This window comes from Legionella antarctica (assembly GCF_011764505.1).
GTDB lineage: Bacteria > Pseudomonadota > Gammaproteobacteria > Legionellales > Legionellaceae > Legionella > Legionella antarctica.
The window spans coordinates 1,473,514-1,500,163 of record NZ_AP022839.1; the positions used below are offsets into that span (position 1 = coordinate 1,473,514).

A 26,650-nucleotide genomic window follows, 5' to 3' on the forward strand; every position below is an offset into this window, starting at 1 on the left:
CAGTGTATTGGAATAAAAAATAAGAATCAGTTATGATTATTGCCTTAAAATTTTTTAAAAAAATGAAATGAATTATCTTGAAAAACAACAAATATTTTTCTTCATATGCTGTATTACTTTGGGGTTGACAGGTTGTGTTGATCTATCTGGTGCTAAGTTAACTCCAGAAAAAAAAGTTGCCTATCATTCCAATAAGTCATTGAAGTCTTCCTCTCAAAAAAAGAAAACAAATAGATCTAAATCTCAAGGGGAAGTACATACCATGCTTGGTGGTTTAGGAATGTTTAGTGTGGGCATGAATACGGTCCGCGATGATATTGCAAAACAATACAAGAGCGTTTCAGCCTCCAGCAACATGTGGTATAACGCTGGTGACGTAACTAAAGCTATAACTCATTATTATTATACGCATAAAATTCATAGACCTATTATATTGATGGGGCACTCATTGGGTGCTAATGAACAAATAAAAGTGGCTCGTAACCTTAATGCGGCAGGAGTACCTGTTGAGCTACTGGTGACTGTAGATGCTGTGTCGCAAACTATTGTGCCACCAAATGTGAAGCATGTCCTCAATGTATATAAACCAGGTTATATTCCAATGTTTAGCGGGCTCAGACTGAAGGCTGTAGACCCCAATGCAACTCGGATTAAAAATATTAATGTTGATAATTTAAAGGAACTCAATGTCAATCACTTTACTATCGATAAAGACAAAGTCGTACAGGCAATGATACTAGACGAAGTTAAAAGGGTGATAATTGATGGCAATAGAAAGAGCGCTTAAACAGCTAAATCCTAAGATCTGTGTTATTGGCGCTGGCCCAAGTGGTCTTGCTGCGATTAAAAATCTGCAAGAACAAGGTTTAACCAGCATTACTGTTTTTGAAAAAAATAACGAAATAGGTGGTAATTGGGTTTTTGATGAACGCAATAACCATTCAAGTGTCTATGAAACAACCCACATCATTAGTTCGAAACGCTGGTCGGAGTTTGAAGATTTTCCCATGCCTCCGGATTATTCTGATTATCCATCACATTCCCAACTGTTAAATTATTTCAGAAACTACACACAACATTTTCAATTAGACAAATACATACGATTTAACAGTACTGTTTTAAAAGTTACCAGAAGTGATGAGCAACAATGGCATGTAGTATACAAGGATGAGCAAGGTACTCACAATGAGTGTTTTGACTACCTGTTAGTGGCAAATGGCCACCATTGGGATCCTGCTTTACCAAAATATCCTGGTGAGTTTAGCGGAGAAATACTTCATTCTCATCAGTATAAAAAAGCTTCAGTTTTTAAAAATAAACGGGTTCTTGTGGTTGGGGGAGGGAATTCTGCATGTGATGTTGCAGTGGAAATCTCAAGGATTGCGCCAAAAACGTGCATTAGTATGCGCCGAGGATATCATATTTTTCCGAAATTTATTTTTGGTAAACCTACCGACGAGGCCGTGGCAAAAATTCAATGGATGCCGTCTTGGTTAAGACAAAAATTCATTGCTTTAGTGATCCGCGGTTTACAAGGCCGATATCCCAAATATAATTTAATGAAGCCCGATTGTGGCCCTTTAGAAATACATCCGACAATTAATACTGAATTATTGTATTTTATTCGACATGGCAAGATTACCCCGCTTCCCGGTATAGAACGCTTTGACGGTAACAAAATACATTTCACTGATGGTACTCAGGAAGAGTTTGATACTGTCATTTTTGCAACAGGTTATCAAATTAGTTTTCCATTTTTTGATAAAGACATTCTGGATTTCAGCAATTCGACTAAAATTCCACTGTATCGCAAAATGATGCATGCAGATTTTGATACTCTTTATTTTATTGGATTATGCCAGCCTCAAGGATGTATTTGGCCATTAGCTGACTATCAATCTAAAATAGTGGCACGAATCATCACTGGTTCTCTTAAAAGACCAGAGCAACTGCATAAAAAAATTGAGCAGGAAATCAACAAACCCCATTATCGCTTTAAATCCAATATGCGTCATGCATTAGAAGTGGACTATCACATGTTCCGACGTGAATTATTGGATATGCTGGGCTAATATAGGCTGCCTCTGCTTTGACATGCCGGTAGCTTATTGGTCAGGGGAGGGGTATTCCCTTAAACTAGACTATTGATTTTTTGCGTTTTAATAACGAACTTATTAATTTCTCAACATTATTATGATGAGGGGTTTCTTGAAGGAGAATTGCTTTGGTGCGTTCTTCACAATAACCCTTAACTTCCTTATCAGGCATGATATAAAACCGTTTTTGTTCTACTTCCTGAACTATATGTTGAGCTACTTCCATGGCGGGTCTTGAGTGAGACATCAGCGAGCTTAATGACTCATGAAAAGCCGAGCTGTATTCAGCCGATTGTCCGGATAATAATGAAGTATCAGTAAATGATGGAAACGCTACTGAAAGGTCAACAGGTTTGTCCAGGCGCTGAAGATCAAAATAAAGCGATTCCGATAATGCAAGAACGGCATGTTTTGACATGGCGTAGGAAGCCATTTGTGAGCCGGAGCATAATGCATATAAACTTGCAATATTGATGATGTGAGAATTAAACTTTTGCTTGAACAATAGGGGAACAAATGCGCGAATCACATTAATCATACCGTATAGATTAACATCCATAACCTGGCTAATTTGTTCGGGTTTTAAGTCCCATACAGGAGCTAAATTTCCAATAATGCCAGCATTATTATATATCCAGTCTACTCGCCCCCATTTTTTAGCTATTAGCTGTGTTAATTGATTCACCTCATCAATTTTAGTTATATCGCAGACCGTATGAAAAACCTGATCAGGAAATTTGACCATCAACTGCTTGGCTTCATTGTTGAGTTTAGAGACGTCTTTATCTGTCATGACTACTATTATTCCCTTTTGCAGGTAAACAAGACTTAAAGCGAGTCCTATGCCACTTGCAGCACCGGTAATTACAGCTACTCTCATGCTTATGTCCTCATATTCAGATAAAACTCAATTAGCAGGTGATATTAACACCTTCCCTAAAAAATATTAAATAAACTCCATCTTCATTTCTTTACTCTTTAAGTCCCTTTATAGGTGTATTTGCTATACTTAACATACACCTCTAATTAAAAAGGAATTATTTTGAACAGCAGTGAGATACCCGAACCTAATGAGATTCCGGATGAACCTAATGAGTATCCATCTCGTCCTGAACCAATAGAACCGACATATCCTGGCACACCAGAGCCTGAGCCTAGTCAAGCCCCTGAACCTGATAATTTAAGTTAAACCTGATCATTAATCAGATTTTTTAGTGTTGCACCGATGTTATTCGATCTCATCAAGCTTTCTCCTATGAGAAAAGTATTGATGCCGTGAGCTTGCATGAGTTTTATATCTTGATGAGTGTTAATGCCACTTTCAGTTATAACAATCTTATCTTCAGGAATGTAGTGCTTTAAATCAATACTAAGTTGGATGTTTGTTTTAAAAGTATGAAGACTACGGTTATTAATTCCTATAAGGGGTGTGGGTAAGAGTAATGCTCTATCTAATTCTTCTCTGGTATGGCTTTCTACTAGAACAGCCATCTTTAGCTCTTGAGCCAGCTGACAGAAGTCAGATAATTGTATATCGTCTAACAAAGCAACAATAAGCAGAATACAATCCGCTCCTAAGGCTAAACTTTCATGAATTTGGTATGGATCCAGGACGAAGTCTTTACGAAGTACAGGAAGAGGGCAATGATTTTTTGCCAGGAGTATATTATCAGGATGTCCTTGAAAAAATTCGATATCTGTAAGTACAGACAAGCAACGTGCCCCATTTAGGGCGTAAGCTGTGGCAATTTGAGCTACATCAAAATGATCTCGGATTATTCCCTTGCTAGGAGAGGCTTTTTTTATTTCCGCAATAATTGCAGGATTTGAATTGGATTGAAGGGCTGTGATGAAGTCACGTTGTGTTATTGGAGGTTGCTTCAAAAGTGAATTTAAAGGTTTATCTTTTTTTGCTTGAGCAATTTCTTCCATCTTATGATGGGTAATTTTGTGTAATATACTATTCATGATTTGGGTCTTTAATCAAAGTTTGGGTTAAAAGACGGAGCTGATTAAAACACTGTGCTGCTTTGCCGCTGTCAATGGCGGTTTTCGCTTGTTCTAATGCTAAATCGAAAGTAAGCTCCTCATGGGCACAATAAATTGCCGCTGCTGAATTGAGCAGAACTATATCGCGTGCGGCTCCTGGATGTCCTGCAAGCACTTTATTGATTAATTCTAAACTTTGCTGGGGCGACTCGATAATGATTGAGTCTAAAGATTGATGTTTGAGGCCATATTCTTCAGGGAACAGCAGCCACTCTTTGAATATTCCTTTTCTGTATTCCACTATATTGGTAGGAGCAGCAATACTGATTTCATCCAGTCCGTCCTGGGAGTTCACTACCAAAACATGCTCGCTACCTAAATTTGCAAGTACGGTTGCTAAAGGTTTAAGCCAACTAGTTGAGAATACTCCTACTACTTGTTTTTTTACCTGGGCTGGATTGATCAAAGGCCCAAGTAGATTGAACAGAGTTTTAATTCCTAACTGTTGACGCGCTGTTCGGACCTGTTGCATCGCCGGGTGATAGTGTGGGGCGAATAAAAAAGCTAAATTACACTGCTTAATACAGGTTTGAATCTGCACATCGGAAAGCTTAAGCACAAATCCTGCCTGTTCTAATAAATCAGCGCTCCCACTGCTACTTGAGACTGAACGATTTCCATGTTTGGCAACTGCGAATCCGGTTGCTGCAACTACAAAACTACATGCGGTAGATACGTTGAAGGTGTTTTTACCATCACCACCGGTACCAACAATATCAATTAGGTTAGCACCTAATTCTACCGGGTGAGCTAATTGCCGCATGACTTTGGCCGCGGCAGTCAGTTCGTTGACTGTTTCACCTTTCATCCGCATTAAGGCTAAAAAAGTTGCAATTTGTAGATCATTTAATTGACCAGTCATGCAGGCATGAATCACCTCTTGCATTTGATCTGAGGTTAAGTCGTTTTTCGCAATGAGCTGTTCAAACAAGAGATTGGGTTTCATATTTTAAGAAATTCTCTAATAGTTGCAAACCATGTTGGCTTAGGATTGCTTCAGGATGAAATTGTAGACCAAAAAGTGGAAATTGACGATGTGAAATTGCCATTATTGTTTCTTTTGCCCATGCATCTATTGAAAAACATGTAGGCAAACTGGCTACATCAACAGCCAGAGAATGATATCGGGTTGCTTCAAATGCATTAGGAATATTATGAAACACTCCTTGGTAGTTATGAATTATTGTTGATGTTTTACCATGTAAAATTTCATAGGCTGGTATAATCTGACCTCCAAACGCTTTTGCCAGACATTGATGACCAAGACAGATGCCCAAGATAGGTATTTTTTTATAAAATTCACGAATAACAGCAAGAGAAATACCTGCTTCACTGGGGGATTTGGGACCTGGAGAGATTACAATATACTGAGGGGCAAGTTTTCTTATTTTATTCAGACTGATTTTGTCGTTTTTAAAAACATGGACCTCTTGGTTTAAACATTGAAAATACTGAACCAGGTTATAAGTAAATGAATCATAGTTATCAATAAGTAGCAGCATAACTTAGTAATTGAATCTTAAAGATACGATTAAACATGATGTTATTCTAACATAAGAGGTGGAGATATGTTCAAATTATAAAGCGTATTAAAATTCAAGGCTTGAATTTCCTAAGGGGGCATGAACGTTTTAAGCAGTTGATGTGTATTATTAAAACCTGGCCATATCAAGTTTTTCAAAATTAAAATTCACACCAAGTCCCTTTGCCATAAGATTAAAACATCATGAAAAAATTATTAGAGGAATACAAACCAGAGCATGTCCTGAATCTGTAGACCCTGGTTTAGAAATTTACTCTAAAATTAAAAACAGTAGGCCAGACGCAAAGTTACTGAATAAAGAAAAGGAAAGTAGGTGTCAGCAGGGTTAAGTTGGGACTCCCCATAACCTGCAGTATAGTGAGCTCCAAGTTCTCCCATCAAGTTCTCTGCGATATGGTAATTTAATCCAACTCCAAATGCAGGACTTAAACGCCAATCGTCAACAATCATATCTTCACGATGCAGATTAGCTGCTCCTGCACTGGAATATATTCTCATTTGGGTGTTCGGTATGATAAGCATTACTTTGGCCATCAAACTTAACACTTCGGTGTTAGTAGAAAATTTTGTCAGTCCGTCATAATTGAAACTAAATAAACTAAAGGGCTCAAATATGATATTGGCACTAGGATAATGGATGTAACTTGCTTCAAGTGCAAAGAAAGGGCTAATTTCATATCCGGCTAAAAGTCCCCAAACATGACCTCCTTCCTGAGCATTTATCGGAGTGGACATGCTGATAGCCAGATTTCGATTTACCTGACTGGGTACTAATCCTTGCCAGGTTGTTGAGCCAAAACCACCTAAGGCGCCTACATAAAATGGATGCTTAAATTGATTACTTATCTTGGCTTGACAAAAAATTGGCAAAAAAAATATTAGTGAAAACAGGTATAAGTTTGTTTTTTTATTAATCACAGTTAAATACTCTTTAAATTTTGGCCCTTCTTTTTTTGAAGAGCCAAATAAATACTCTAAATTTAGCTACAAGCCAGCTGGTTAGAACTACATAATCTACCGTGAGAATCTATACCTCCCAAACGATAACAATTCCAGTTATCCATACAGTCTTGAGTAGTGGTATAGCGCTGATATTCACAAGCCTTTTGTAAGGATCCAAATACACCTATTAGACGATTATAAAGTGCAGTCATATCTTGACACATGCCAGCAGGTAGACCTGAAGAAGTACAATAGCAGGTTGCTGCGGTCCTAAAGGAGGCACAAAAATTTACGTGATCAGTAGGTAAAGCACCGGGACAACTAAAAACGGACAGGCTAAATAAATACATACAGACACCAAAAATTCTTTTTATCATTTTTTCGATCCTTGTTAAACTTAAAAAAGAGAACAAAAACAATGTATCAGAAAATAAAACAGCCTGCAAAATACAAATAATGTAATATTGGAAACCGCATCAGATTTTTATTGGATTAACTTTACTTTCCAAGGCAATATACTAATAAGAACTGATCCAAAAAACCATTCTCTAAGTTAAAAATTTTTGGTTAAATAATGATTTTTTTCGTAAATTTTGTTAATTAAGTTTTCCTGAGGAGGAGGGAGTGATGCAGAAGCAATGATTTCACTCACTTCTTTTGCAATTAATTCACGGTATTCGGGCCTCAAATTTGCTGAAATCACCATGTAATGAGAATTATCGTTTTCATCCTTTACAAAACAAACGTCAAAAATATTATCTATTTTTAATAAATCATAGTGATGATTATTAACAGGTACTTTAATATAGGCGCGGTTTTCTGGACACAAAAAAAGGTTTTTTAAGAGCTATTCTTCTTAATACAAAGAGGAGAATAAAATGTCTAAAAAGCGAGCTTATTATACGGCGGCCAAGAAGGCAAAAATAACGCTAGCTGCGATTGAGGGGAAACTCACACAAGCGCAAATTACCAGTGAATACGGTGTTCACGCAACGCAGGTAAAAACTTGGAAGCAATCGGCCATCAAAGCCATTAACGATTTATTCTCTGGGGCTAATGAAAAAGAAGCCAAGTCCCAAGAGCAGCTTGTTGAGGCATTATATCAAGAAATTGGTCGACTTCAAGCGCAGCTATCTTGGCTAAAAAAAAAGCATGAACTTTAGTCTGGATGAAAAGCGCGTCATGATTGATCCTCTTGCCGAGCTCACCATTCGTGAACAATGCTTGCTATTAGACTTGCCTGTTTCAAGTTATTATTATAGTGCCAAGCCCATTTCTGTCGAAGATGAAGCGCTTATGGCGCTACTTGATGAGCACTATCTGCAGTATCCATGTGAAGGTAAAATTAAGCGGGCAAGATGGCTGTCAAAAGAAGTAGGCTATCCTGTTGGTAAACGTCGAGTAAAAAAGTTGATGGAAATGATGGGGTTATCGACTGTTTACCCAAAGCCAAATACAAGCGTTCCCAATAAGGAGCATGAGGTGTTCCCTTATTTATTAAAAGAGGTGGATATCACCAAACCAAATCAGGTTTGGGCCGCAGATATCACCTACATCCGCATGAAAGGAAAGCATGTGTATTTAGTAGCTATTATGGACTGGTATAGTCGTTATGTGATTGGATGGGCTATTTCACCTACTATGGAGGCTGAATTTTGTATTGAGGCGCTTAGAAACGCTTTGCTGCATTCGCGTTGTGAGATCTTTAACACGGATCAGGGTTCTCAATTTACCTCAAAAGATTGGATAAATACGCTAAAATCTCACCACATTTCTATCAGCATGGATGGGCGAGGACGTTATTTAGATAATATATTTATCGAGCGATTGTGGCGTAGTGTTAAGCAAGAAAAAATCTACCGGTATGATTTTGATACAATTGAAGAGGTTGAGCTGGCCTTAACGGAGTATTTTGAGTATTATAATAACCGAAGGCTTCACCAGTCCTTTAATTATTTAACGCCCGCAGAGGTGTATTATGGCCGGAAAAGACCATAAACCCTAAATGAGAGCGTCATGACTTACCCACAAGGCCCACAGGCCTATACGAGAAAGTGAAGCTCTCCTGACCTGTGGACTTGTGGATAAGTCATTCTGATAGAGTTGTGGTAAAATGACCTAAGACAATTCGTAGTAGCAATCACTATTCATACGGTATTGAGTAGGTTTAAATAGGTTAATTTGAGTGAATTTTTAACTATAAATGATGGATGAATAGCTCTTATTTTTCCTTAATTTTGTTCCAGACATGCGGACCCATATCACTTCATCTAATCCAAATAAATCAAATTGACTCTTATTTTTTTCAGAAATAAAATTCCTACTGACGTTGATATTAATAAGAAAATTATTCTTACGTTTAAACGAAGTCAGGCGCTGAATACAGAGCTTAAAAATTTTTCGATTTATTTCTGGAATTGAGAATACTGTTGCATAAATTGAAGTGAACACATTAATTAAAAAACTTCTAATTATTTTTCTTTTTGGCTGAAAGGTGCCAATTACAGAAAGTTTCACGAGGTCCGGACATTGCTGATAGGGGCTTGTATCAATTGTAGACTGGTGTAACTGGTTAGATATTGTTTCTAAAGTGGATTGTTGTCTATCTAATGCAACTTTGACTGGCTCAAGCCTGAGAAAGCATCCAATTGTTTCATCATATAACTCATTATTTCGTGTTGATTTTACTATATTAATATAAACAAAAGGAGGTTGAAGGTCCTCTTTTTGGGCACAGCGTTGCAAGGCTAATATAATTGCTGCACATAAGCCATCGCTCAGGCTTACATGTGTGTTTGCACAAAATTGTTTAAATGTATTTAACTCGGATTCTGCTATTTTGGTATAAGTTGAATAGGATATATTTTTTGAGTCCATGTTTCTTACTACATTAACAGCGGGAAACACGAATAAACCAGCATTTTTTAAGTACTTATCCCAAAAAGCCATGTCTCGATCTAAATTTTTTTGGAAATAGCTTTGTTCGTTGAAAATATAATCTTTATAAGGTTTTTCGATGCTAACTACTTCAGTATCTGGTTGGTTTTTATAGATCAGATAAAATTGAGATAAATCAGATAACAAAATTTCAGGCGAGAAATCATCACAAACAATATGTGGCATACTGATTTGTAATTCAATCCGATTATTTTTTAAATAAAATAATTTAGCCATTAGTAATGGAGAATCTTTTGGCCAAGGAAAATAATTGATCAGTTGATTCATTGAATCTTCAAGTTTTTTCTCTGCTTCAGGTTCTGTTAATAATGCCACATTGATCTGCTTAACTTTAAACGAAATATTTTTTTGCAGCAACTGAATTGGACGCAGCTTCAAAATACGATAAAATAATAGTTCCTGTTTTTTTAAAACAGCGTGAAAAGCGGATTCCAGGGCGGTTATATCCAGCCCGCCTTTTAACCGTTTTCTAATCGTTATATTTAGTTTTTTTGCTTTAGATTCAAAGGTATCTGATATCCATAACAGGAGCTGAAAATCGCTAAGAGGAATATCCGTTACATTGGTGATCGGGTTGTTTTTTTGCCAGGATCTCTTTCTTTTTTGAGTTTTTAAAATTATCAAGCTTAGCTTACCAATGCTGGTGGCATAATAAAAATCACGTAAAGTAATATCTGTTTCCTGTAAACGATTTATTTTAGAGACAATGCGAGCAGCTGATAATGAATGCCCACCTAATTCAAAAAAGTTGTCGTCTAATCCTATTGTTTGGATCCCTAATTCTGCCGACCAGATTTCAGCAAGAGATTGCTCAACATCAGTTATAGGCTTTCGATACGATTGGCTGGCAATCAGTCGTGGAGCTGGGAGTAATAAGGTATTCAATTTGCCATTAGATGTCAGTGGGAACGATTTAATACTGATAAATGCAACTGGAAGCATATATTCTGGAAGGTATTTCTTTAGATATTTGCGTAATTGCAGAACATCCGGAATGTCATTTGTTTGTTTAGGAATATAGTATGCTATCAAAGAGTTTTCATTTAACGAATTTTTCTGAGCAAGAACTTTCGCAGCCTCAATGGCTTCATGCTTTGCCAGGCATCCTTCAATTTCCCCAGGTTCTATTCTGTATCCTCGTATTTTGATCTGAGAGTCGATCCTTCCAAAATACTCGAGTACTCCATCCCTTCTGAGTCGGCAGAGATCGCCTGTTTTATATAAACGTGCATGTTGTTCTTTGCTAAAAAAATCGTGAATAAATTGTTTTTTGGTCAAATCAGGTTTATTCAAATATCCCCGTGCCAGACACATACCCCCTATATGTAACTCACCTATTTCCTCTGCAGGTAATGGATTATTGTTGGCATCAAGAATGAGGCAATGGATGTTATACCCTGCTTTACCAATAGGTACATTTACCCCCAATTCAGAAGTATTTGAATTACAAATTTTATATTGTGAAATACCAACGGTTGTTTCAGTTGGACCATACTCATTATGTAAGATATGGTTGGGGTAAAGTTTAAGCCAGGATTTACAATCCGCAGCAGATAAGTTTTCTCCTCCTAAAAGAATTGTTTTCAAATAAGGAAGAGTAGTGAATTTATTTTTTACTTCTTGTAATAATATCTTAAAATAACTGGGGGTTAATTTAATGAAATTAACCCTGGATCGCTTAAGATACTCAAGATAATGTCGCACATTTTTTTTAACTTCATCATCACACATTATAATAGTCAAGCCCAACATGAGTGGTGCAATTGAAATGGTTATTGCCATATCAAAAGTGTGATTAGAGGAGAAATCAAGGCGTTGTTTGGGACGAACATCTGAGAAGTCAGCAAGCCAGTGGCAATAATTAACAACTGATTTATGTTCGATCAATACCCCTTTGGGCATTCCAGTTGAGCCAGAAGTATAAATCACATAGGCTAGTTGTTCTGGTTTTATCGGAAGCTCAGGATTTTCGTTTTTTTGATTACAAATTTTAGGCCAGCACTGATCCAGTAAAACCAATTTTCCTTGATATTGAATAAATTTCTCTTGCAAACAGGATTTTGTTATCAGAATGGGGGTATTACTGTCTTTGAGAATATATAATAAGCGCTCCTCAGGGTGATAGGAATCTAGTGGTAGGTATGCAGCTCCTGCTTTTAAAATAGCTAGAATTGTAATGAGGCATTCAAAAGAACGCTCCATACAAAAGGCAACAGGCGTGTCAGGTAGAATGTTCATTGTCAGTAAATAATGAGCAAGTTGATTTGCTTTTCTATTCAATTCATCATAGGTTAGCGATTGTTTACCAAATAGTGCAGCAATATGTTCCGGCCTTTGTCTCGTATGCTCTTCAAAAAATGTATGTATCGTATCTTGAATTTCCACACTACCCTCCGCTCCTTTATTCTTAATTTTTAAAGCTTCGTGTCGTTATTTACTAATCGAACTAGAAATTTTTAATGGGAACGTAATGCAGCAGCTTGTATTTCTTGCATATAAGAGTATGGACATAAATTCTTGATAATTCCAATTTAAGACTAGAGGATTGTGAGTGAATGACAGGTAAATTAAAATTTAGGTAAAATTTTATCTAACCATTTGGGTAAGTACCAATTCCAACTCTCTAAAAGCGACATTGTTGCTGGAACTAAAAGGGTACGGATTAGGAATGCATCCACAAAAATAGCGACAGCAATACCAAGACCAAAAGCTTTCACCATCAACACATCTGCCACTAGAAATGAGCCGCAAAGTACAATCACAATAATTGCAGCACTGGTAATAATACGACTGCTTTTTTCAATACCAAAAATAATACTGTTCCTGTTATCACCACTCAGCTCATATGATTCTTTAATCCTTGAGAGTAAAAAAACCTCATAATCCATGGAAAAACCAAACAAAGCACAAAAAATTATCACTAGTAAACTTATATCGAGTAAGCCTTGTGGCTGAAAATTGAACAAATTAGACAAGTAGCCGTCTTGAAAAACCAAAACCAGCGCACCGTAACAGGCGCAGAGACTTAGTAAATTCATTAAAATTGCTTTAAATGGTAAAAATAAGGACCGTAATAACAGAAGCAGAATAAGGTAGCTAAAGACCATTATCCATAAAATTGCATACGGAAGAATTTCATAAATACGTTCTAATACCTCCTTATTACTTACTGGTTTACCTGTTATCTGCATACTTAACCCTGGGCTCATTTTTATTTTATGCAAATCAGTTATCAACTGATCTGTTTGGGCTGAGTGCATGGGATATTTACTGACAACTGATAGGACTGTTACCTGTTTATGGGTTGTTGTAGATAATAGTTTTTTAATAGTAGCTTTGTTCAGACTTTGTTGGGTGTGATACAAAGTGTAATATTGTTTTTTCGTTAAATCAGGATTAGTGGTAACTATACTGTCTACTTTCTTAATTAGCGGATTTTTTTTCAAATTTTGGGTTAAATTATATAAATCATATAGGTTCTTTCTAGATAAAATAGGCCCTTTTTTTGATTTTACTACCAATAAGATGGGAGTAAGTTCATTAATATTGAATTTCTCAGAATAAGTATCATAAAACTCTCTACCTTCCGAATTTTCGGGAAAAATCTTATAGTCGGAAACTCCAAATGTTGCGGATAAAAATGGATATCCCAGCAGTAACAAAAAAATAAGAACAGATAAAAAGAACAGAAGAGGGCGATTGACTACTTTTTCAGCGATCCAATGCCAGGAACCCGCGCGATTATTTTTATCCTTTCCAAGAGATCTTATGGATAATAAATTAATTTTTTTATCCAGAACGCAAAGAATTGACGGAAGCAATATAATCGCTATTAACATGGCAACAAACACAGCAATTAACCCCCCGACTGCAACAGAAAATAGAATATTGATTGGAAATAAAAATAAAGCGCTAAGGCTTACAAAAACAGCCAAGCCACTAAAGAAAATGGCTTTTCCAGCGTGTTCTTGTGTTATGGCTATTGCTTCGATAGTATTTAATCCATTATCCAGTTCATCGCGAAAACGGCTTATTATAAATAAGGAATAATCCAGGCTCAGACAAAGACCTAACAATAGGGCAATATTTAGAGTAAAAATTGACAGGGTAAATAAATGGCCCAGCATAAAAAGCGCAGTAAGGATTATTAAAGCGCAACCCCCGCCCAGAACAATAGGGAGGAAGGCTGCGATTACAGATCCAAAAACTAAAAGCATAGTTATTATTGCTACTGGAGCTGCGATAATATCTGCTTTGAAAAGATCAGTCTGTGTTTGTTTCGTCACGCTTTCTATAAAAAATTGTTCCCCCCCGGTCTGAACGGTCATGTTTGATGGAGTTTTTATAGACGCTTTAAATTGCTCAAATAGTTTATCTGGGATTGGTTTATTGGTTTTAATAATAACAACTACATAAGCCGTATGCTTGTCTTTGGATATTTGTTTTTTCTTGTCTGGAAAGATGATTTCATGTTTAAGCGGAAAGTTTTTTAGTTCAGTTAATGATCGCTTTATTTTTTTTAGAAAGAGAGGATTTTTTGCTAAAAGTTTGGGACTATGATAAATAATCAGAAACTTATTCTTATTATCATAACCTAACTCTTTGTCAATGTATTCTTCAGCAGTAGCGCTGGATGAGTTTTCATCAATAAAACCAGTTGTTTTAAATGGGGTAATGATGTGGGGTAAGAATGGAATGCACGATACAATAATAAGCACCCATATTATTATAACAGGCCAACGCATCTTATAGATAAATTTTCCGAATCGGTAAAATTTAAAATTTTGCATTCTTATAGTGTTCCTTCACAATATTAAAACGAAGTTAGAAAGATCTCTATTTAAACATATTAGCCTAATTTTGAATTGTCGTATGGTTTTTAATTATTCATTCTGGGTTAGAGACAGGCTGGAATGAGATTATATGTTTAAATTTAAATCAGATAAGCTCAAAGAAGGCATTAAATTTATAGTGCATGATCAATAGCAGGTGATCCGAAATTTGCTATTGAACATGGCTCTAATTTAATCCCATAGATATATGAGCATCGATAGTTTGTTCTACGTTTTTGGGGGGATTATAGAAAAAAAGCTGTTGTGTTTTTTTAAAATTCAGTGCTTTTTCAATATTAGAACATACCTGTAGCACTTTATCTTGATTTTTAGCCTCCTCTAAATGCCCGAGGAGCTGGGAAAAATCTTTCTCAAAATTAATAAATGCAGAAGTTTGGCTCCGAGCTGCCTTGATAGCATCTAAGTAAGCCTGGTTCATAAACCGTATTTTGTACTCTATTTGCGGCAAAAGGTTGGCTGCTTCGGTCTGATCATTGTCAACCAGTGCATTTTTATAGGCGTAGATTAGTCTATAGCTTGATGCAAAAGTAACCGACATGGAAACTTCTGTAAACTGATCAACTAACTCATTCAGTTCTTTTATATAACGCTCAAGATTAAAAAAATTTCCTGAGAACTCCTTAAATAATTTTAGATGTTGTGCTGTTTGTGCTAATAATTCTTCTGCTGGCGCTAAATTATTATCTTTTAATAAATCTTTAATATGAGCAAAATCGTTATTAAATTCGTTAATGATACTTTCGATCATGGATATACAACTAGAATAAAAAAAGGCCTTAATATAGCATTTTATGGATTAAAATAACAGATGAAATTCAATCTATACTCCTCTAAGCAGAGCATTATTAACCCCATAGCGCAGTCTGTTAAGAATTCTTGCAACTGATTGTGAAGCGTAAATAAATTTTAACCGAAATAAATTACTATAAAGTAAAATCCTCACCCAAATAGACTGCTCTGACTTGTTTATTGGCCAGAATGAGTTCAGGAGTTCCTTCGCATAGAATTTTTCCCTGACTGACTATATAGGCTCGTTCACAGATATCCAAGGTTTCACGAACATTATGATCTGTGATTAAAACACCAATGTTTTTACTACATAAGTGTTGAATGATTCTTTTTATATCAATTACTGAAATAGGATCTACACCGGCAAAAGGCTCATCAAGCAAAATAAAGGAGGGCTCTATAGCTAATGCCCTTGCAATTTCAACGCGTCTTCTTTCACCTCCGGATAAGGCCATACCCATGCTTTTTGTAAGATGACTAATATGAAATTCCTGGAGTAAAAGATCCAGTTTTTCTTCTCGAGCCTGTTCATTTAAATCCTGTCTTAGTTCGAGAATAGCCATTATATTATCTGCTACACTGAGTTTGCGAAAGACTGAAGCTTCTTGAGGAAGGTAACTAATGCCTAATCTTGCTCTTTGATGCATTGCATCCTGGGTAATGTCTTTATTATTAAGAATAATTTGTCCTTTATCACAAGATTGTAGGCCTACAATCATGTAAAAACAGGTGGTTTTACCAGCTCCATTTGGCCCTAATAAACCAACACATTCCCCTCTTTTGATATTAATACTAATTCCATTTACTACTGCCCGTTCTTTGAATGATTTTTTTAAATTCCGGGCTTCTAATGTGCTCATGATGGCTTTTTCTCAGGATAGAGAATAATAGTCGTTCTTGTTTGCCCATCACTTTCTGATATCACATGCTGCTTAAGAGTATCATATGATATTTTAGCTGCGGATAAGGAGTTCGCCCCCTGTTCAACATGTGCATTGCCAATCAATTCTATTAAGTGTCGTAAAGGGTAATAGCGTATGGTATCTGCATAAGCATGGAAAGGGGGTTTATTGGGATCAGTTTGCTCCCAATAGTGGGCTTGCTTGCCTTCAGTGCCATTAGCTATAGCTAAAGTTAATTGATTTTTGATATTGCCTTGAGTGATGGCGCTGCTGGCGTGAAGGTTTGTTGTTCCTTGGGTAAACTCTACATGACCTGTGTAAGTACCTTTATGGTCTAATTGGTTTAAATCTGCTGAGTCTGATACGACATGTATCACTTGTTTTTTATCAGAGGGGAGGGCAATTCCAACCGTTGTAATCATCGTAAAAAACAAAAAGAAGCAGTACTTAACCTTTGTTTGGGGCATAAGTTCCTCTAGCTTGATGGAGTAACTCTACTCGTTTCTCATCCAGGTATGCATTCATTCCAGTTGATTCTACTATATTACCAGGTTGCTCAAAAGTTACAAAAAGATCAGTTGTTGCTTTTTTTAGTTTAGGAAAATAAGCTACTTCTTCGGTCCTTAACGTGCTCTCTTGGGTTTTATTACCGGGATTTTGATGGACAACAACGTGTTTAATAAAATTAATCCGCTCCCCACCGTTAAAAGATTTTGCTTTCATTGAGCGAATTTCCCAAGAAGGTTGATCCTTTTGGACAATGATAATATGAGGGGATTTGAGCAGATGGATATCTTCTTTGGGAATATGTTGCATTAGTGGCGTGGTCAGCAGGTTTGTTAACAAACCATCGCTATTGAATTGACGCACGGTTAACTGAGAAATGGTTGTATCGATGGTAGAGGATAATGTCTCACTATCTAACCTGGAGGCTGTTTCCAAATTCACATAATACCACCCGGAGGCAGCGAGAATAGCTAGGGTTAAAAACAACCAAATTGATTGCTTTGCCGTATTCATTGTATCAGATAGCCTTTCAAGGCTACATCCGCTTTATCTTGTGCATCCAGAATTAAGTCGCATAGTTCACGGACTGCTCCACGACCACCAATCTGTTCTGTTTGCCAATCAGCAAACTCCTTAACCTGACGCACACCGTTCGCTACTGTAACTCCAAATCCCACTTGTTGAATAATGGGTAAGTCGGGTAAGTCATCACCTATATAAGCAAATTGTTCATCCAGAAAACCCAAGGTTTTTTTTAGTTGTTGGTATGCATCTCGTTTATCAACCTGACCTTTGTAATAATGAGTAATACCTAATTGCTTCATTCGATGATCAATTACCGCATTACGTGCTGTGGTAATCACAGCCACCTCAATGCCCGCTGCCATTAGTAGTTTTAAGCCCATGCCATCTTGCACATGAAAAGCCTTTAATTCATTACCCTGGTTATCAATGTAAAGCAGTCCATCAGTGAGCACTCCATCCACGTCACAGATAAGGCATTTAATTTTTTTTGCTTTTTCTAATAATTCATTCATTGATATTCTCTAGTTAAAAAACGCCAGCTCTTAATAAGTCGTGTAGGTGGAGCACCGCGTGTGGCCTGTTATTGTCATCGATTACTACTAATGATGTAATGCTGTGTTTTTGCATGACAGCCAAAGCCTCTGCAGCAAGCATCCCTTGGTGAATGGTTTGTGCATTCCGCGTCATTACTTCTTTAATTTGTGTCGTATTGATGTCAAATTGGCTCGTTAAGGTACGGCGTACATCGCCATCGGTATAAACACCGAGCAAATATCCCTGATTATCGATAACGCAGGTCATTCCAAGTTTTTTATCCGTGACTTCAATTAAAGCTTCACTAATCGTTGCATTTTGATTCGACAATGGAAGTTGGCTTCCTTTATGACATAAGTCATCGATACGAAGCAGGAGTTTTTTGCCCAGAGTGCCTCCTGGGTGTGATAAAGCAAAATCTTCAGCGCTAAAACCTCTGGCTTGCAGGAGTGCTATAGCAAGGGCATCTCCCATCACTAGAGAAACAGTAGTACTCGTTGTTGGCGCAAGACCAAGAGGACAAGCTTCTTGTTGAATACTGACGTCTAAATTAACATCAGCGGTTTTAGCCAATGTAGATTCAACATTACCTGTCAGCGCGATAAGTGGGACTTCCAACCGTTTTAGCAAGGGTAGCAGGGTAACAATTTCATGAGTATTTCCAGAGTGCGAAATGGCAACTACAGTGTCCTGGCGTGTGATCATGCCCAGATCACCATGACTTGCCTCTCCGGGATGCATAAAAAAAGCAGGGCTTCCTGTGCTGGAAAAGGTCGCAGCTAATTTATTGGCAATATGACCGGACTTACCCATACCAGTCACCACAATTCGGCCTTTACAGGCCAATAATAATTCGCAAGCTTTTTCAAATCGCTCATCGATTCGTTGCGTTAATTCAAAGACAGCTTGTGCTTCAGTTTCAATCACTGCTAGACCAAGTGTGCAAAAATTCATGGTTGGTTTAATCTGTTTTTGCGTATTTTTCATTCTAACATAATGTTTTTGATTGATGTAACCTTATTTTTTTATGATCCAAATTTTTTTTTTATTCAAATGCAATTAAAAAACCGCATTTTTTTGCGAAGCAGTATATACTTCTATATTCTGAGCTAAAGTGGAAATGAGAGCATGCCTGAAAATTGGGTCGAAATTAAAAATCTGATCTTTACAAGAGGGGACCGCTACATTTTTAATGATATTGATATGGTGGTGAAACAAGGTAAGATTACCGCCATCATGGGACCTAGTGGTTCTGGAAAAACGACTTTACTAAGATTAATTGGCGCTCAATTATCGCCTGATTCCGGTCAAATAAATGTGTTAGGTGAGAATGTACACCATTTATCTCGCAAAGCTCTCTATGAGGCGAGACGTAATATGGGTTTACTTTTTCAGAGTAGTGCATTATTTACCGATCTTTCGGTATTTGAGAACGTTGCTTTCCCGTTGAAAGAACATACCCAATTAAATCCCTCGATGTTACGTGATATAGTCTTAATGAAGCTTGAGGCGGTTGGTTTGCGTGGTGCGGCACATTTGATGCCCGATGAGCTCTCTGGTGGAATGTCCCGTCGGGTAGCGTTAGCACGAACTATAGCACTTGATCCGCAGCTTATGATGTATGATGAGCCGTTTACCGGACAAGATCCAATTTCTATGGGCGTTTTGGTTCGTCTGATAAAGCGCTTGAATGAGTTGTTACACACCACAACTATTATCGTGTCACACGATGTTGAAGAAACATGCTCTATTGCAGATTATATTTATTTAATTGCTGGTGGAAAAATTATAGGACAAGGAACTCCTGTTGAATTGATTGAATCCTCGGAACCTCAGGTGAAGCAATTTATGCATGGGGAAGCAGATGGAGTAGTGCCCTTTCATTACCCAGCAAGACCCTATACGGAGGACTTGTTAGATGCTTGAGACAATCGCACGTCTTGGTAATCGTGGTGCATCTATTTTGCAACGCATCGGTAGTTCAGGATTATTCTTATTTACCATGCTGTTTAGACGGCCTGATATTCCCAGATTATGGCCGTTATTACGTCATCAACTTTACTTTGTTGGTGTGTTATCCTGCTTAATTATAGTTGTTTCCGCATTATTCATTGGTATGGTAGTTGGTCTACAAGGTTATAATACCTTGCAAAAATTTGGTGCGGCCAGTCAGTTAGGGCAATTATTGGCTTTAAGTATTGCGAGAGAATTAGGTCCAGTTGTTAGCGCTCTGTTGTTTGCGGGGCGTGCTGGTTCTGCTCTAACAGCAGAAATAGGTTTGATGAAAGCAACAGAGCAATTGTCCAGTATGGACATGATGGGAGTCGACCCTTTGGGGAGAGTAATATATCCCCGCTTTATAGCAGGCTTTATTTCTCTACCAGTTCTGGCGTTGATTTTTTCAGCTGTAGCTATTTATGGCGGGTATTTTATAGGAGTACATTGGCTAGGTGTCGATGATGGAAGTTTTTGGTCTAATATGCAGGCAGCAGTTAATTTTCGTATCGATATATTAAGTGGAATTATCAAGAGTATAGTTTTTGCTTTTGTAGCAACCTGGATTGCGGTATTCCAGGGTTTTGAGTGTGTGCCTACAGCGGAGGGCATTAGTCAGGCGACGACTAAGACTGTAGTGTATTCATCGCTGGCTGTTTTAGGGCTCGATTTTATGTTGACTGCAATGATGATTGGAGATTGGTAAATGAATAAGCAACGTTACGTAGATTTAAGTGTGGGCATATTCATGTTGCTAGGCCTATTGGCTTTATTCGTAATGGTAATGAAGGTCAGTAACATTTCTGATTTCATGTCCCATAAAGGCTATCAAGTGACAGCAGATTTTACTGATATAGGTGGATTAAAAGTGCGTGCGCCCGTCACAATAGCTGGAGTTCGGATTGGTGAAGTGAGTCGTATTGAATTACAACCAGGGGAGCTTAATGCAAAGGTTACGATGAACTTAAGAAGCGATAAAAAGATTCCTTATGAGGATGCCTCTGCACGAATTTTGACCGAAGGCTTGCTCGGTTCGAATTATATCAGTATCGTGCCTGGTTTTGAAGATGAAGACAGTAAAGATCATCCCTACTTACGTGAAGGTGATACGATTACAAAAACTCAAGAGGCTATTATTCTTGAGAATCTTATCGGTCAATTATTATTTAATATTAAAAAATAGGTGAACCATGAAGGTATTTAAAACAATTTTACTAGTTGCCTGTATGTCTTTATCACAAACTATGACGGCTCAAACATCTCCCGTACCTATGCTAGAACGGGCTGCCAATGCAATTATTGCAACACTCAAGGCAAACAAGAGCAATTTAAAGAGAAACCCCGGTATTATTTACAGCGCTGTAGAAACTCATCTCTTGCCCAATGTTGATGTCGCAGGAATGTCTCGCTCTGTTTTAGGAAGACAAGCATGGAATAAGGCAACGCCTTCTGAAAGAGATCAATTTTCCAAAGCCTTCACGCGCTTGGTTATTCGTACTTATTCTAGTCCTCTGGCTCAGTACTCTGATGAAACGATACAATTTTTGCCCTTAAGAGGCGCTCCAGATGGTCGATTTATGCGGGTAAACAGTGTCATTGTTCGTTCAGAAGGGCAAAATATTCCACTAAGTTACAGCTTGGTTTCCAAAAATGGCCATTGGAAAATATACGATATAAGTGTTGAGGGTGTGAGTTTACTCCAAAGTTTCAGATCGCAATTTGCACAGGCATTGCAGAATTCAAGCATTAATGAAGTGATTAAGCAAATGCAACAAAAGCAAAATAAAAAGGCTGCATGATTGTGGAATTAATTAAATTTAAACCAGGACCTGTCCTTACTTTCAAATCGGTGATCTCGGTGAGAGCGAAGCTTTACGCAGCTCTTATGGATGATAAAAGCGACAGGTTTTGTCTCGACTTGAGTGATGTGATGCATTGTGATAGCGCGGGCTTGGCTCTGCTTATTGAGGCCAGCAAGCTATGTAAGCAAAATAACAAGATTCTTCAAGTGATCGGAGTATCACCTGAGACTCAATCCCTGGCTGAATTTTGTGGGGTAAAGAGTATCCTAGAACCAGTTTGAAGATAAAGCCTGAGAAGTAAATCCCATCCGCAAGAAAAATGAGCCTGGTTACAAGCAGGTTTGTGCCCATGATATAAATTAATATCGCATACTCTTTTGGAATGGAAGTACTACCTTCCCACTTTATTTTGCTGTACCAATTATAAAAAATTGTATTTATTTCAATTAGTGAGCTAACTTTATGTTAAGTAATGAAGAAATTGAACAAAGATTTAAAAATCTTGATCGTGTGCATTATGTAAATGTTGAAGGTGATGGTTATCAATATCAATTAACCATAGTCACTGACATCTTTCTGGATAAATCAAAAGTTGCAAGGCAGCAATGGGTTTATGCACAACTAAAAGATTATATTACCACCGGAATGCTTCATGCCTTAAGTATGAAGACATGGACAAAAGAGGAATGGGAGAAAGAACGTGGATAAATTATTGATCAACGGTGGTAAAGCATTAAACGGTGAAGTGGTTATTTCAGGTGCAAAAAATGCGGCCTTACCCATTATGGCTGCAAGCTTGCTTGCTAGTGACCATGTAACAATTTCAAATGTTCCTCATCTGAAAGATATCACCACCATGATGGAGCTTTTAGGCCAACTGGGTGCTCATTTAATCGTTGATGAAAAAATGAATGTTCAGGTTGATGCCAGTAAAGTCAATGAGTTCGTGGCACCCTATGATTTAGTTAAAACCATGCGTGCATCAATTCTGGTATTGGGGCCTATGCTCGCTCGTTTTGGTAAAGCAGATGTCTCTCTACCTGGCGGTTGTGCTATTGGGACGCGGCCTGTTGATTTGCATTTAAAAGCGTTAAAAGCAATGGGCGCTGATATAACTGTTAAGAATGGCTATATCAATGCGCGTTGCAAAAAGGGGCGCTTACAAGGCAAACGCTTAATGTTTGATACAGTGACTGTTACTGGTACGGAAAATATACTGATGGCGGCCGTGCTTGCGGTTGGCACTACTGTCATTAAAAATGCAGCCAGGGAGCCTGAAGTCGTGGATCTGGCCAATTTCTTGATTCAAATGGGCGCAAAAATTTCTGGGGCAGGAACTTCAACTATTGAAGTTGAAGGGGTTGAAGCTCTTGCAGGTGGAACATACTCTGTGATGCCAGACCGAATTGAAGCGGGAACTTATCTTGCTGCAGGAGCCCTGACTCGTGGTCATGTTACAGTGAAGAGGGTACGACCTGATAATTTGTTATCCCAACTATGTAAATTTGAAGAAGCAGGAGCAGAATTAACTATTGGAGAGGATTGGGTCAGTTTGAATATGAATGGTAAACGTCCCCAGGCGGTTAATATTTCCACAGCACCCTATCCTGCATTTGCAACGGATATGCAAGCTCAATTTATGGCCATGAATTCTGTAGCTGAGGGATCTTCTACAATAGTTGAAACAATCTTTGAAAATCGGTTTATGCACGTACAAGAATTACAACGTATGGGAGCCCAAATTCAACTTAATGGTAATACTGCTATTATTAACGGGGTTGAAAAATTAACGGGAGCTCCTGTGATGGCAACAGATTTACGTGCCTCTGCAGGTTTGATTTTAGCAGGTTTGATTGCTGAGGGCGAAACAGCTGTTGAGCGAATTTACCATGTGGATAGGGGCTATGAACGGATAGAGGAAAAATTATCGCTGTTGGGAGCGGATATCAAGCGGGTGTCGGAAAGGTGATAACACGTAACGAGTTATCTCTTCATTTACACGAGTTTTTGAATTGTGCACAGTACAACGATTATGCACCAAACGGCCTTCAAATTGAGGGTCAGGAAAAAATAAAGCGTATTTGTACTGCAGTGACCGCCTCTGAAGAGATCATCTCTAAGGCAGTTGCCTGGAAGGCAGAGGCGCTTTTAGTACATCATGGCTATTTTTGGCGAGGTGAGGACCCAATTATCATAGGGATGAAGCGCCAAAGAATTGCTAAGTTATTAAGTCATAATATTAATTTATTCGCTTATCATTTACCATTGGATTGTCATCCCGAGCTTGGAAACAATGCCTGTTTGGCTAAATTATTGTTATTAGAATCAATCCAAATGCATAAAGCAGGAAACACCGAAAATCTTCTTTGGTCCGGTAAGCTAGCTCATCCAATGAGTAATCCGATGTTTACGCAGTTTTTAGAAAAAATTCTCGGACGTAAACCTTTGTATATAGCAGGAAGTAATAATATAATTAAATCTATAGCCTGGTGTAGCGGAGCAGCGCAGGATTTTATTGAAGATGCACATAGACTAGGTGTTGATGCTTATCTTAGCGGGGAAATTTCAGAGCGTACATATTATCAGGCTAAGGAATTAGGAATTAGCTATTATTCTTGTGGACATCATGCAACTGAGCGATATGGAATTCAGTCCTTAGGTAAATATCTCTCGAGCTATTTTAAATTAGAGCATTTGTTTCTAGATAGTAATAACCCTGTTTAGTTACTCGCTAATCCCCTGTTATTTCTTATGATAAAAGTAAAAACCAGATCAATAAGACCTCTTTTTATTCTTTGTCGAGATTTATAAAGCTTCCTGCTGAATCGCTATTGTGCCTGTTGGTCCTCTTGAGATAACATGTATTAATTGCTGCTAACGGATTGTTATAATGATCAATTTTCGAAACTTACTGATCTTTATATTTTTTCTCTTCACCTTTAATGGTGAGCTAAATGCTTCTGATAAGTATAACAAAGCATATAGAAATTTCTGGCATCCTGTCTTTCATGGCCAGCGATTGGATTATTGCACTTTTGACGGTAAAGAATGTGGTAATGCAGTAGCCAATCGTTATTGTCACATGTTGGGTTATGATTACTCCAGTCAAAATGTAATTGCTTACAACGTAGGTTTAACCAATTACCTGGACAGTCGAGCACAATGTACTGGTTGGCGTTGTAACGGCTTTATGACAATAGGTTGCGCAACCGGATTGTCACATGGTCCACCTAAGCCTTATCATTATAGGGAAAAAAGATTTGCAGTTCCTCGTTATAATGATTATCGAGTAGATTGGTGTTATGACCAGAATCATGGCTGTGGTCTAACAGCCGCTAATTCTTTTTGCAGCCGAATGGGTTTTATGCAAGCTAAACATTTTGTTAAAGAAACCGAGGTAAGTGCAACCAAATCGATAGGCAGTCAGCAATTGTGTTTTGGTAATCATTGTAATGCCTTTAAAATGATAGTTTGTTATCGATAATTTTTAAGGAATTAGATTTTAATTTCAGTGTTTCATGATCAAACAGTATATTTAAAAAATAAGATAGATAATTTTTGGTGATCTATTTTATGGCGGTTACGTTAATTTAACGTCATGGATTTGACAGTTGTTTGAAAAGTGTCCGATACTTTAATACAAACAACTCAACCTTAAGGAAGGGTTTATGAGTAGCAATGAGCGAATTTTTATCATTGACGATAACAAAGATCGTTGCGAAAAATTACGTACCATATTTGATTTTATTGGTCAATCTATAGAAGTAACTAAATTCGCTACATGGCAAGTCATTACTAATTCTAATCCAAGCGTCATTATCTTAGGCGCACACTCTTCCTTTGATAAAACATTAGATGAGTTGGACTCATTAGTGAAGCAATTCTCTAAAGTTCCTATTCTAGTAATTGATGAACAGTTAAATACTGCTCAATGTGCAGACCGCAACGTGATAGCCTGTTTGTCTTTTCCTTTTAGTTACGCTCAAATGCTTGAATCGCTACATCGATGCCAAATTGCAAAAGAAGCAGTAAAATTTATTACAGCAAGCACCCATAAAACTCCATTGTTCCGAAGTTTGGTTGGCAATAGTGATAGTGTGCGAAAGGTACGTAAATTAATAGAGCAGGTAGCTGATACTGAAGCCAGTGTTTTAATTTTAGGTGAGTCGGGTACAGGTAAAGAGGTCGTAGCTCGAAATATTCATGCCCTTTCATCAAGAGCACATAAGCCATTTGTACCCATTAACTGTGGTGCTATTCCTGGTGAGTTATTAGAAAGCGAATTATTTGGTCACGAAAAAGGGGCGTTTACGGGGGCTATTACTTCCAGACAAGGGCGCTTCGAGTTGGCTAATGAGGGGACCCTTTTTCTTGATGAAATCGGAGATATGCCCCTGGCAATGCAAGTTAAGCTGCTTAGAGTGTTACAAGAGCGTTGTTTTGAAAGAGTAGGCTCGAATAGAAGCATTGATGTTAATGTAAGAATTATTGCAGCTACACATAGAAATTTAGAAGTGGCAATAAAAGAGGGTAAATTTAGAGAGGATTTATTTTATAGACTTAATGTATTCCCTATTGAAATGCCGCCTTTAAGAAAAAGAAGTTGTGACATATCACTTTTGTTTAATGAACTAATCTCTCGAATTGAAGGTGAAAATAGACCAATTGTGAGATTAATGCCCGATGCAATGGATGCATTAAGCCAGTACAGTTGGCCGGGAAATGTGAGAGAGTTAGCTAATTTGGTTGAAAGATTATCTATTCTTTATCCAAATGGGATTGTTTGTAAAGAAGACTTACCCCATCGATTTCAAGGTGAATACAAACCTGCTTATCTTGAGGTATACCCATCAGGCATGGAAAGAGAAACTTTATTGCAAATCATTAGTCAGGATCAAGTGGCTAATACTGACGGTATTGATTTGAAAGAGCATTTGGTAAAAACAGAACTAGCATTAATAAGCCAGGCTTTGGAGGAGTCTGATTGGGTAGTGGCTCATGCTGCGAGTTATCTTAATATGAGAAGGACAACTTTAGTTGAGAAAATGCGAAAGTATGGCTTAACTCGGCCTGAACGAATCGAGCGCTAAAACATGATGATACAAGCTGAATTCAGTATTTATATGGGCGCTTTGATAGTCCTTAAAGTTTACTC

The 26,650-nt window shown here is 37.6% G+C and carries 30 protein-coding genes; 15 read left to right on the forward strand and 15 right to left on the reverse strand.

What is annotated here, in order from left to right; genetic code table 11:
* Positions 1 to 67: 67 nt before the first annotated feature.
* Positions 68 to 787 (forward strand): hypothetical protein, encoded by a 720-nt coding sequence (locus HRS36_RS07040; protein WP_173236749.1) that lies wholly within the window; start codon positions 68 to 70, stop codon positions 785 to 787.
* A complete protein-coding gene (locus HRS36_RS07045; protein WP_173236750.1) occupies positions 765 to 2,072 on the forward strand; it encodes a flavin-containing monooxygenase in 1,308 nt (435 codons plus the stop codon). The genes HRS36_RS07040 and HRS36_RS07045 overlap by 23 nt, the downstream gene beginning before the upstream one ends.
* A gap of 64 nt (positions 2,073 to 2,136) precedes the next feature.
* Here the strand turns inward: HRS36_RS07045 and HRS36_RS07050 are convergent, their stop codons facing one another.
* Positions 2,137 to 2,976 (reverse strand): SDR family NAD(P)-dependent oxidoreductase, encoded by an 840-nt coding sequence (locus HRS36_RS07050; RefSeq protein WP_173236751.1) that lies wholly within the window; start codon positions 2,974 to 2,976, stop codon positions 2,137 to 2,139.
* A gap of 162 nt (positions 2,977 to 3,138) precedes the next feature.
* On the opposite strand from HRS36_RS07050, the gene HRS36_RS07055 reads away from it, so the two are divergent.
* A complete protein-coding gene (locus HRS36_RS07055) occupies positions 3,139 to 3,285 on the forward strand; it encodes a hypothetical protein (RefSeq protein WP_173236752.1) in 147 nt (48 codons plus the stop codon).
* Here the strand turns inward: HRS36_RS07055 and trpC are convergent.
* The 6 genes from trpC to HRS36_RS07085 all read right to left on the reverse strand — a co-directional run bounded on the left by trpC (position 3,282) and on the right by HRS36_RS07085 (position 7,459).
* Positions 3,282 to 4,064, reverse strand: a complete 783-nt coding sequence (gene trpC / locus HRS36_RS07060; RefSeq protein ID WP_173236753.1) for an indole-3-glycerol phosphate synthase TrpC — start codon at positions 4,062 to 4,064, stop codon at positions 3,282 to 3,284. The two genes, HRS36_RS07055 and trpC, sit on opposite strands and share 4 nt — an antisense overlap.
* The gene (gene trpD / locus HRS36_RS07065) at positions 4,057 to 5,091 is read right to left on the reverse strand and encodes an anthranilate phosphoribosyltransferase (RefSeq protein ID WP_173236754.1); all 1,035 of its coding nucleotides are present in this window, start codon (positions 5,089 to 5,091) and stop codon (positions 4,057 to 4,059) included. Before trpD ends, trpC begins: the two co-directional genes overlap by 8 nt.
* Positions 5,069 to 5,647, reverse strand: coding sequence for an anthranilate synthase component II (locus HRS36_RS07070; RefSeq protein ID WP_173236755.1), 579 nt, complete (start codon positions 5,645 to 5,647; stop codon positions 5,069 to 5,071). The genes trpD and HRS36_RS07070 overlap by 23 nt, the downstream gene beginning before the upstream one ends.
* Before the next feature lie 302 nt (positions 5,648 to 5,949).
* Positions 5,950 to 6,606 carry an outer membrane beta-barrel protein gene (locus HRS36_RS07075; protein WP_173236756.1) on the reverse strand — a complete coding sequence of 219 codons (657 nt, stop codon included), beginning with the start codon at positions 6,604 to 6,606 and terminating at the stop codon, positions 5,950 to 5,952.
* Between the two features lie 62 nt (positions 6,607 to 6,668).
* A complete protein-coding gene (locus HRS36_RS07080; protein ID WP_173236757.1) occupies positions 6,669 to 7,007 on the reverse strand; it encodes a hypothetical protein in 339 nt (112 codons plus the stop codon).
* Positions 7,008 to 7,183: 176 nt separating this feature from the next.
* On the reverse strand, positions 7,184 to 7,459 hold the full coding sequence (locus HRS36_RS07085; protein ID WP_173236758.1) for a hypothetical protein: 276 nt from the start codon (positions 7,457 to 7,459) through the stop codon (positions 7,184 to 7,186).
* A gap of 49 nt (positions 7,460 to 7,508) precedes the next feature.
* On the opposite strand from HRS36_RS07085, the gene HRS36_RS07090 reads away from it, so the two are divergent.
* Together HRS36_RS07090 and HRS36_RS07095 are read left to right on the forward strand one after the other, a co-directional pair.
* The gene (locus HRS36_RS07090) at positions 7,509 to 7,793 is read left to right on the forward strand and encodes a transposase (protein ID WP_173235475.1); all 285 of its coding nucleotides are present in this window, start codon (positions 7,509 to 7,511) and stop codon (positions 7,791 to 7,793) included.
* The gene (locus HRS36_RS07095) at positions 7,783 to 8,628 is read left to right on the forward strand and encodes an IS3 family transposase (protein ID WP_173235473.1); all 846 of its coding nucleotides are present in this window, start codon (positions 7,783 to 7,785) and stop codon (positions 8,626 to 8,628) included. Before HRS36_RS07090 ends, HRS36_RS07095 begins: the two co-directional genes overlap by 11 nt.
* A gap of 195 nt (positions 8,629 to 8,823) precedes the next feature.
* On the opposite strand, the gene HRS36_RS07100 is transcribed toward HRS36_RS07095, so the two are convergent.
* The 8 genes from HRS36_RS07100 to HRS36_RS07135 all read right to left on the reverse strand — a co-directional run bounded on the left by HRS36_RS07100 (position 8,824) and on the right by HRS36_RS07135 (position 18,652).
* A complete protein-coding gene (locus HRS36_RS07100) occupies positions 8,824 to 11,973 on the reverse strand; it encodes an amino acid adenylation domain-containing protein (protein WP_226905601.1) in 3,150 nt (1,049 codons plus the stop codon).
* A gap of 182 nt (positions 11,974 to 12,155) precedes the next feature.
* Positions 12,156 to 14,378, reverse strand: a complete 2,223-nt coding sequence (locus tag HRS36_RS07105; RefSeq protein ID WP_173236759.1) for an MMPL family transporter — start codon at positions 14,376 to 14,378, stop codon at positions 12,156 to 12,158.
* Positions 14,379 to 14,607: 229 nt separating this feature from the next.
* The gene (locus HRS36_RS07110; RefSeq protein WP_173236760.1) at positions 14,608 to 15,189 is read right to left on the reverse strand and encodes a hypothetical protein; all 582 of its coding nucleotides are present in this window, start codon (positions 15,187 to 15,189) and stop codon (positions 14,608 to 14,610) included.
* Positions 15,190 to 15,364: 175 nt separating this feature from the next.
* The gene (gene lptB / locus HRS36_RS07115) at positions 15,365 to 16,090 is read right to left on the reverse strand and encodes an LPS export ABC transporter ATP-binding protein (protein ID WP_173236761.1); all 726 of its coding nucleotides are present in this window, start codon (positions 16,088 to 16,090) and stop codon (positions 15,365 to 15,367) included.
* On the reverse strand, positions 16,087 to 16,599 hold the full coding sequence (gene lptA / locus HRS36_RS07120; protein ID WP_173236762.1) for a lipopolysaccharide transport periplasmic protein LptA: 513 nt from the start codon (positions 16,597 to 16,599) through the stop codon (positions 16,087 to 16,089). Before lptA ends, lptB begins: the two co-directional genes overlap by 4 nt.
* On the reverse strand, positions 16,580 to 17,152 hold the full coding sequence (lptC, locus tag HRS36_RS07125; RefSeq protein ID WP_173236763.1) for an LPS export ABC transporter periplasmic protein LptC: 573 nt from the start codon (positions 17,150 to 17,152) through the stop codon (positions 16,580 to 16,582). Before lptC ends, lptA begins: the two co-directional genes overlap by 20 nt.
* Entirely contained in the window at positions 17,149 to 17,676 is a 528-nt protein-coding gene (kdsC, locus tag HRS36_RS07130) for a 3-deoxy-manno-octulosonate-8-phosphatase KdsC (RefSeq protein WP_173236764.1), read from the reverse strand. Before kdsC ends, lptC begins: the two co-directional genes overlap by 4 nt.
* Before the next feature lie 13 nt (positions 17,677 to 17,689).
* Positions 17,690 to 18,652 carry a KpsF/GutQ family sugar-phosphate isomerase gene (locus HRS36_RS07135; RefSeq protein ID WP_173236765.1) on the reverse strand — a complete coding sequence of 321 codons (963 nt, stop codon included), beginning with the start codon at positions 18,650 to 18,652 and terminating at the stop codon, positions 17,690 to 17,692.
* Between the two features lie 174 nt (positions 18,653 to 18,826).
* On the opposite strand from HRS36_RS07135, the gene HRS36_RS07140 reads away from it, so the two are divergent.
* The 10 genes from HRS36_RS07140 (at position 18,827) to HRS36_RS07185 (ending at position 26,585) form a co-directional block, all read left to right on the forward strand.
* Positions 18,827 to 19,624 (forward strand): ATP-binding cassette domain-containing protein, encoded by a 798-nt coding sequence (locus HRS36_RS07140; RefSeq protein ID WP_173236766.1) that lies wholly within the window; start codon positions 18,827 to 18,829, stop codon positions 19,622 to 19,624.
* Positions 19,617 to 20,399 carry a lipid asymmetry maintenance ABC transporter permease subunit MlaE gene (gene mlaE / locus HRS36_RS07145; protein WP_173236767.1) on the forward strand — a complete coding sequence of 261 codons (783 nt, stop codon included), beginning with the start codon at positions 19,617 to 19,619 and terminating at the stop codon, positions 20,397 to 20,399. Before HRS36_RS07140 ends, mlaE begins: the two co-directional genes overlap by 8 nt.
* Positions 20,400 to 20,876 (forward strand): outer membrane lipid asymmetry maintenance protein MlaD, encoded by a 477-nt coding sequence (mlaD, locus tag HRS36_RS07150; protein ID WP_173236768.1) that lies wholly within the window; start codon positions 20,400 to 20,402, stop codon positions 20,874 to 20,876.
* Positions 20,877 to 20,883: 7 nt separating this feature from the next.
* Entirely contained in the window at positions 20,884 to 21,492 is a 609-nt protein-coding gene (locus tag HRS36_RS07155; protein ID WP_173236769.1) for an MlaC/ttg2D family ABC transporter substrate-binding protein, read from the forward strand.
* A gap of 2 nt (positions 21,493 to 21,494) precedes the next feature.
* Complete coding sequence (locus HRS36_RS07160; protein WP_173238486.1) at positions 21,495 to 21,776, forward strand: STAS domain-containing protein; 282 nt, start codon at positions 21,495 to 21,497, stop codon at positions 21,774 to 21,776.
* Between the two features lie 181 nt (positions 21,777 to 21,957).
* Positions 21,958 to 22,203: a BolA family protein gene (locus tag HRS36_RS07165; RefSeq protein WP_173236770.1), complete on the forward strand. Its 246-nt coding sequence runs from the start codon at positions 21,958 to 21,960 to the stop codon at positions 22,201 to 22,203.
* The gene (gene murA / locus HRS36_RS07170; protein WP_173236771.1) at positions 22,196 to 23,464 is read left to right on the forward strand and encodes a UDP-N-acetylglucosamine 1-carboxyvinyltransferase; all 1,269 of its coding nucleotides are present in this window, start codon (positions 22,196 to 22,198) and stop codon (positions 23,462 to 23,464) included. Before HRS36_RS07165 ends, murA begins: the two co-directional genes overlap by 8 nt.
* Positions 23,461 to 24,219, forward strand: a complete 759-nt coding sequence (locus HRS36_RS07175; RefSeq protein WP_173236772.1) for a Nif3-like dinuclear metal center hexameric protein — start codon at positions 23,461 to 23,463, stop codon at positions 24,217 to 24,219. The genes murA and HRS36_RS07175 overlap by 4 nt, the downstream gene beginning before the upstream one ends.
* A gap of 166 nt (positions 24,220 to 24,385) precedes the next feature.
* Positions 24,386 to 24,979: a hypothetical protein gene (locus HRS36_RS07180; RefSeq protein WP_173236773.1), complete on the forward strand. Its 594-nt coding sequence runs from the start codon at positions 24,386 to 24,388 to the stop codon at positions 24,977 to 24,979.
* A 184-nt stretch (positions 24,980 to 25,163) separates the two neighbouring features.
* Positions 25,164 to 26,585: a sigma-54 dependent transcriptional regulator gene (locus HRS36_RS07185; RefSeq protein WP_173236774.1), complete on the forward strand. Its 1,422-nt coding sequence runs from the start codon at positions 25,164 to 25,166 to the stop codon at positions 26,583 to 26,585.
* Positions 26,586 to 26,650 lie beyond the last annotated feature (65 nt).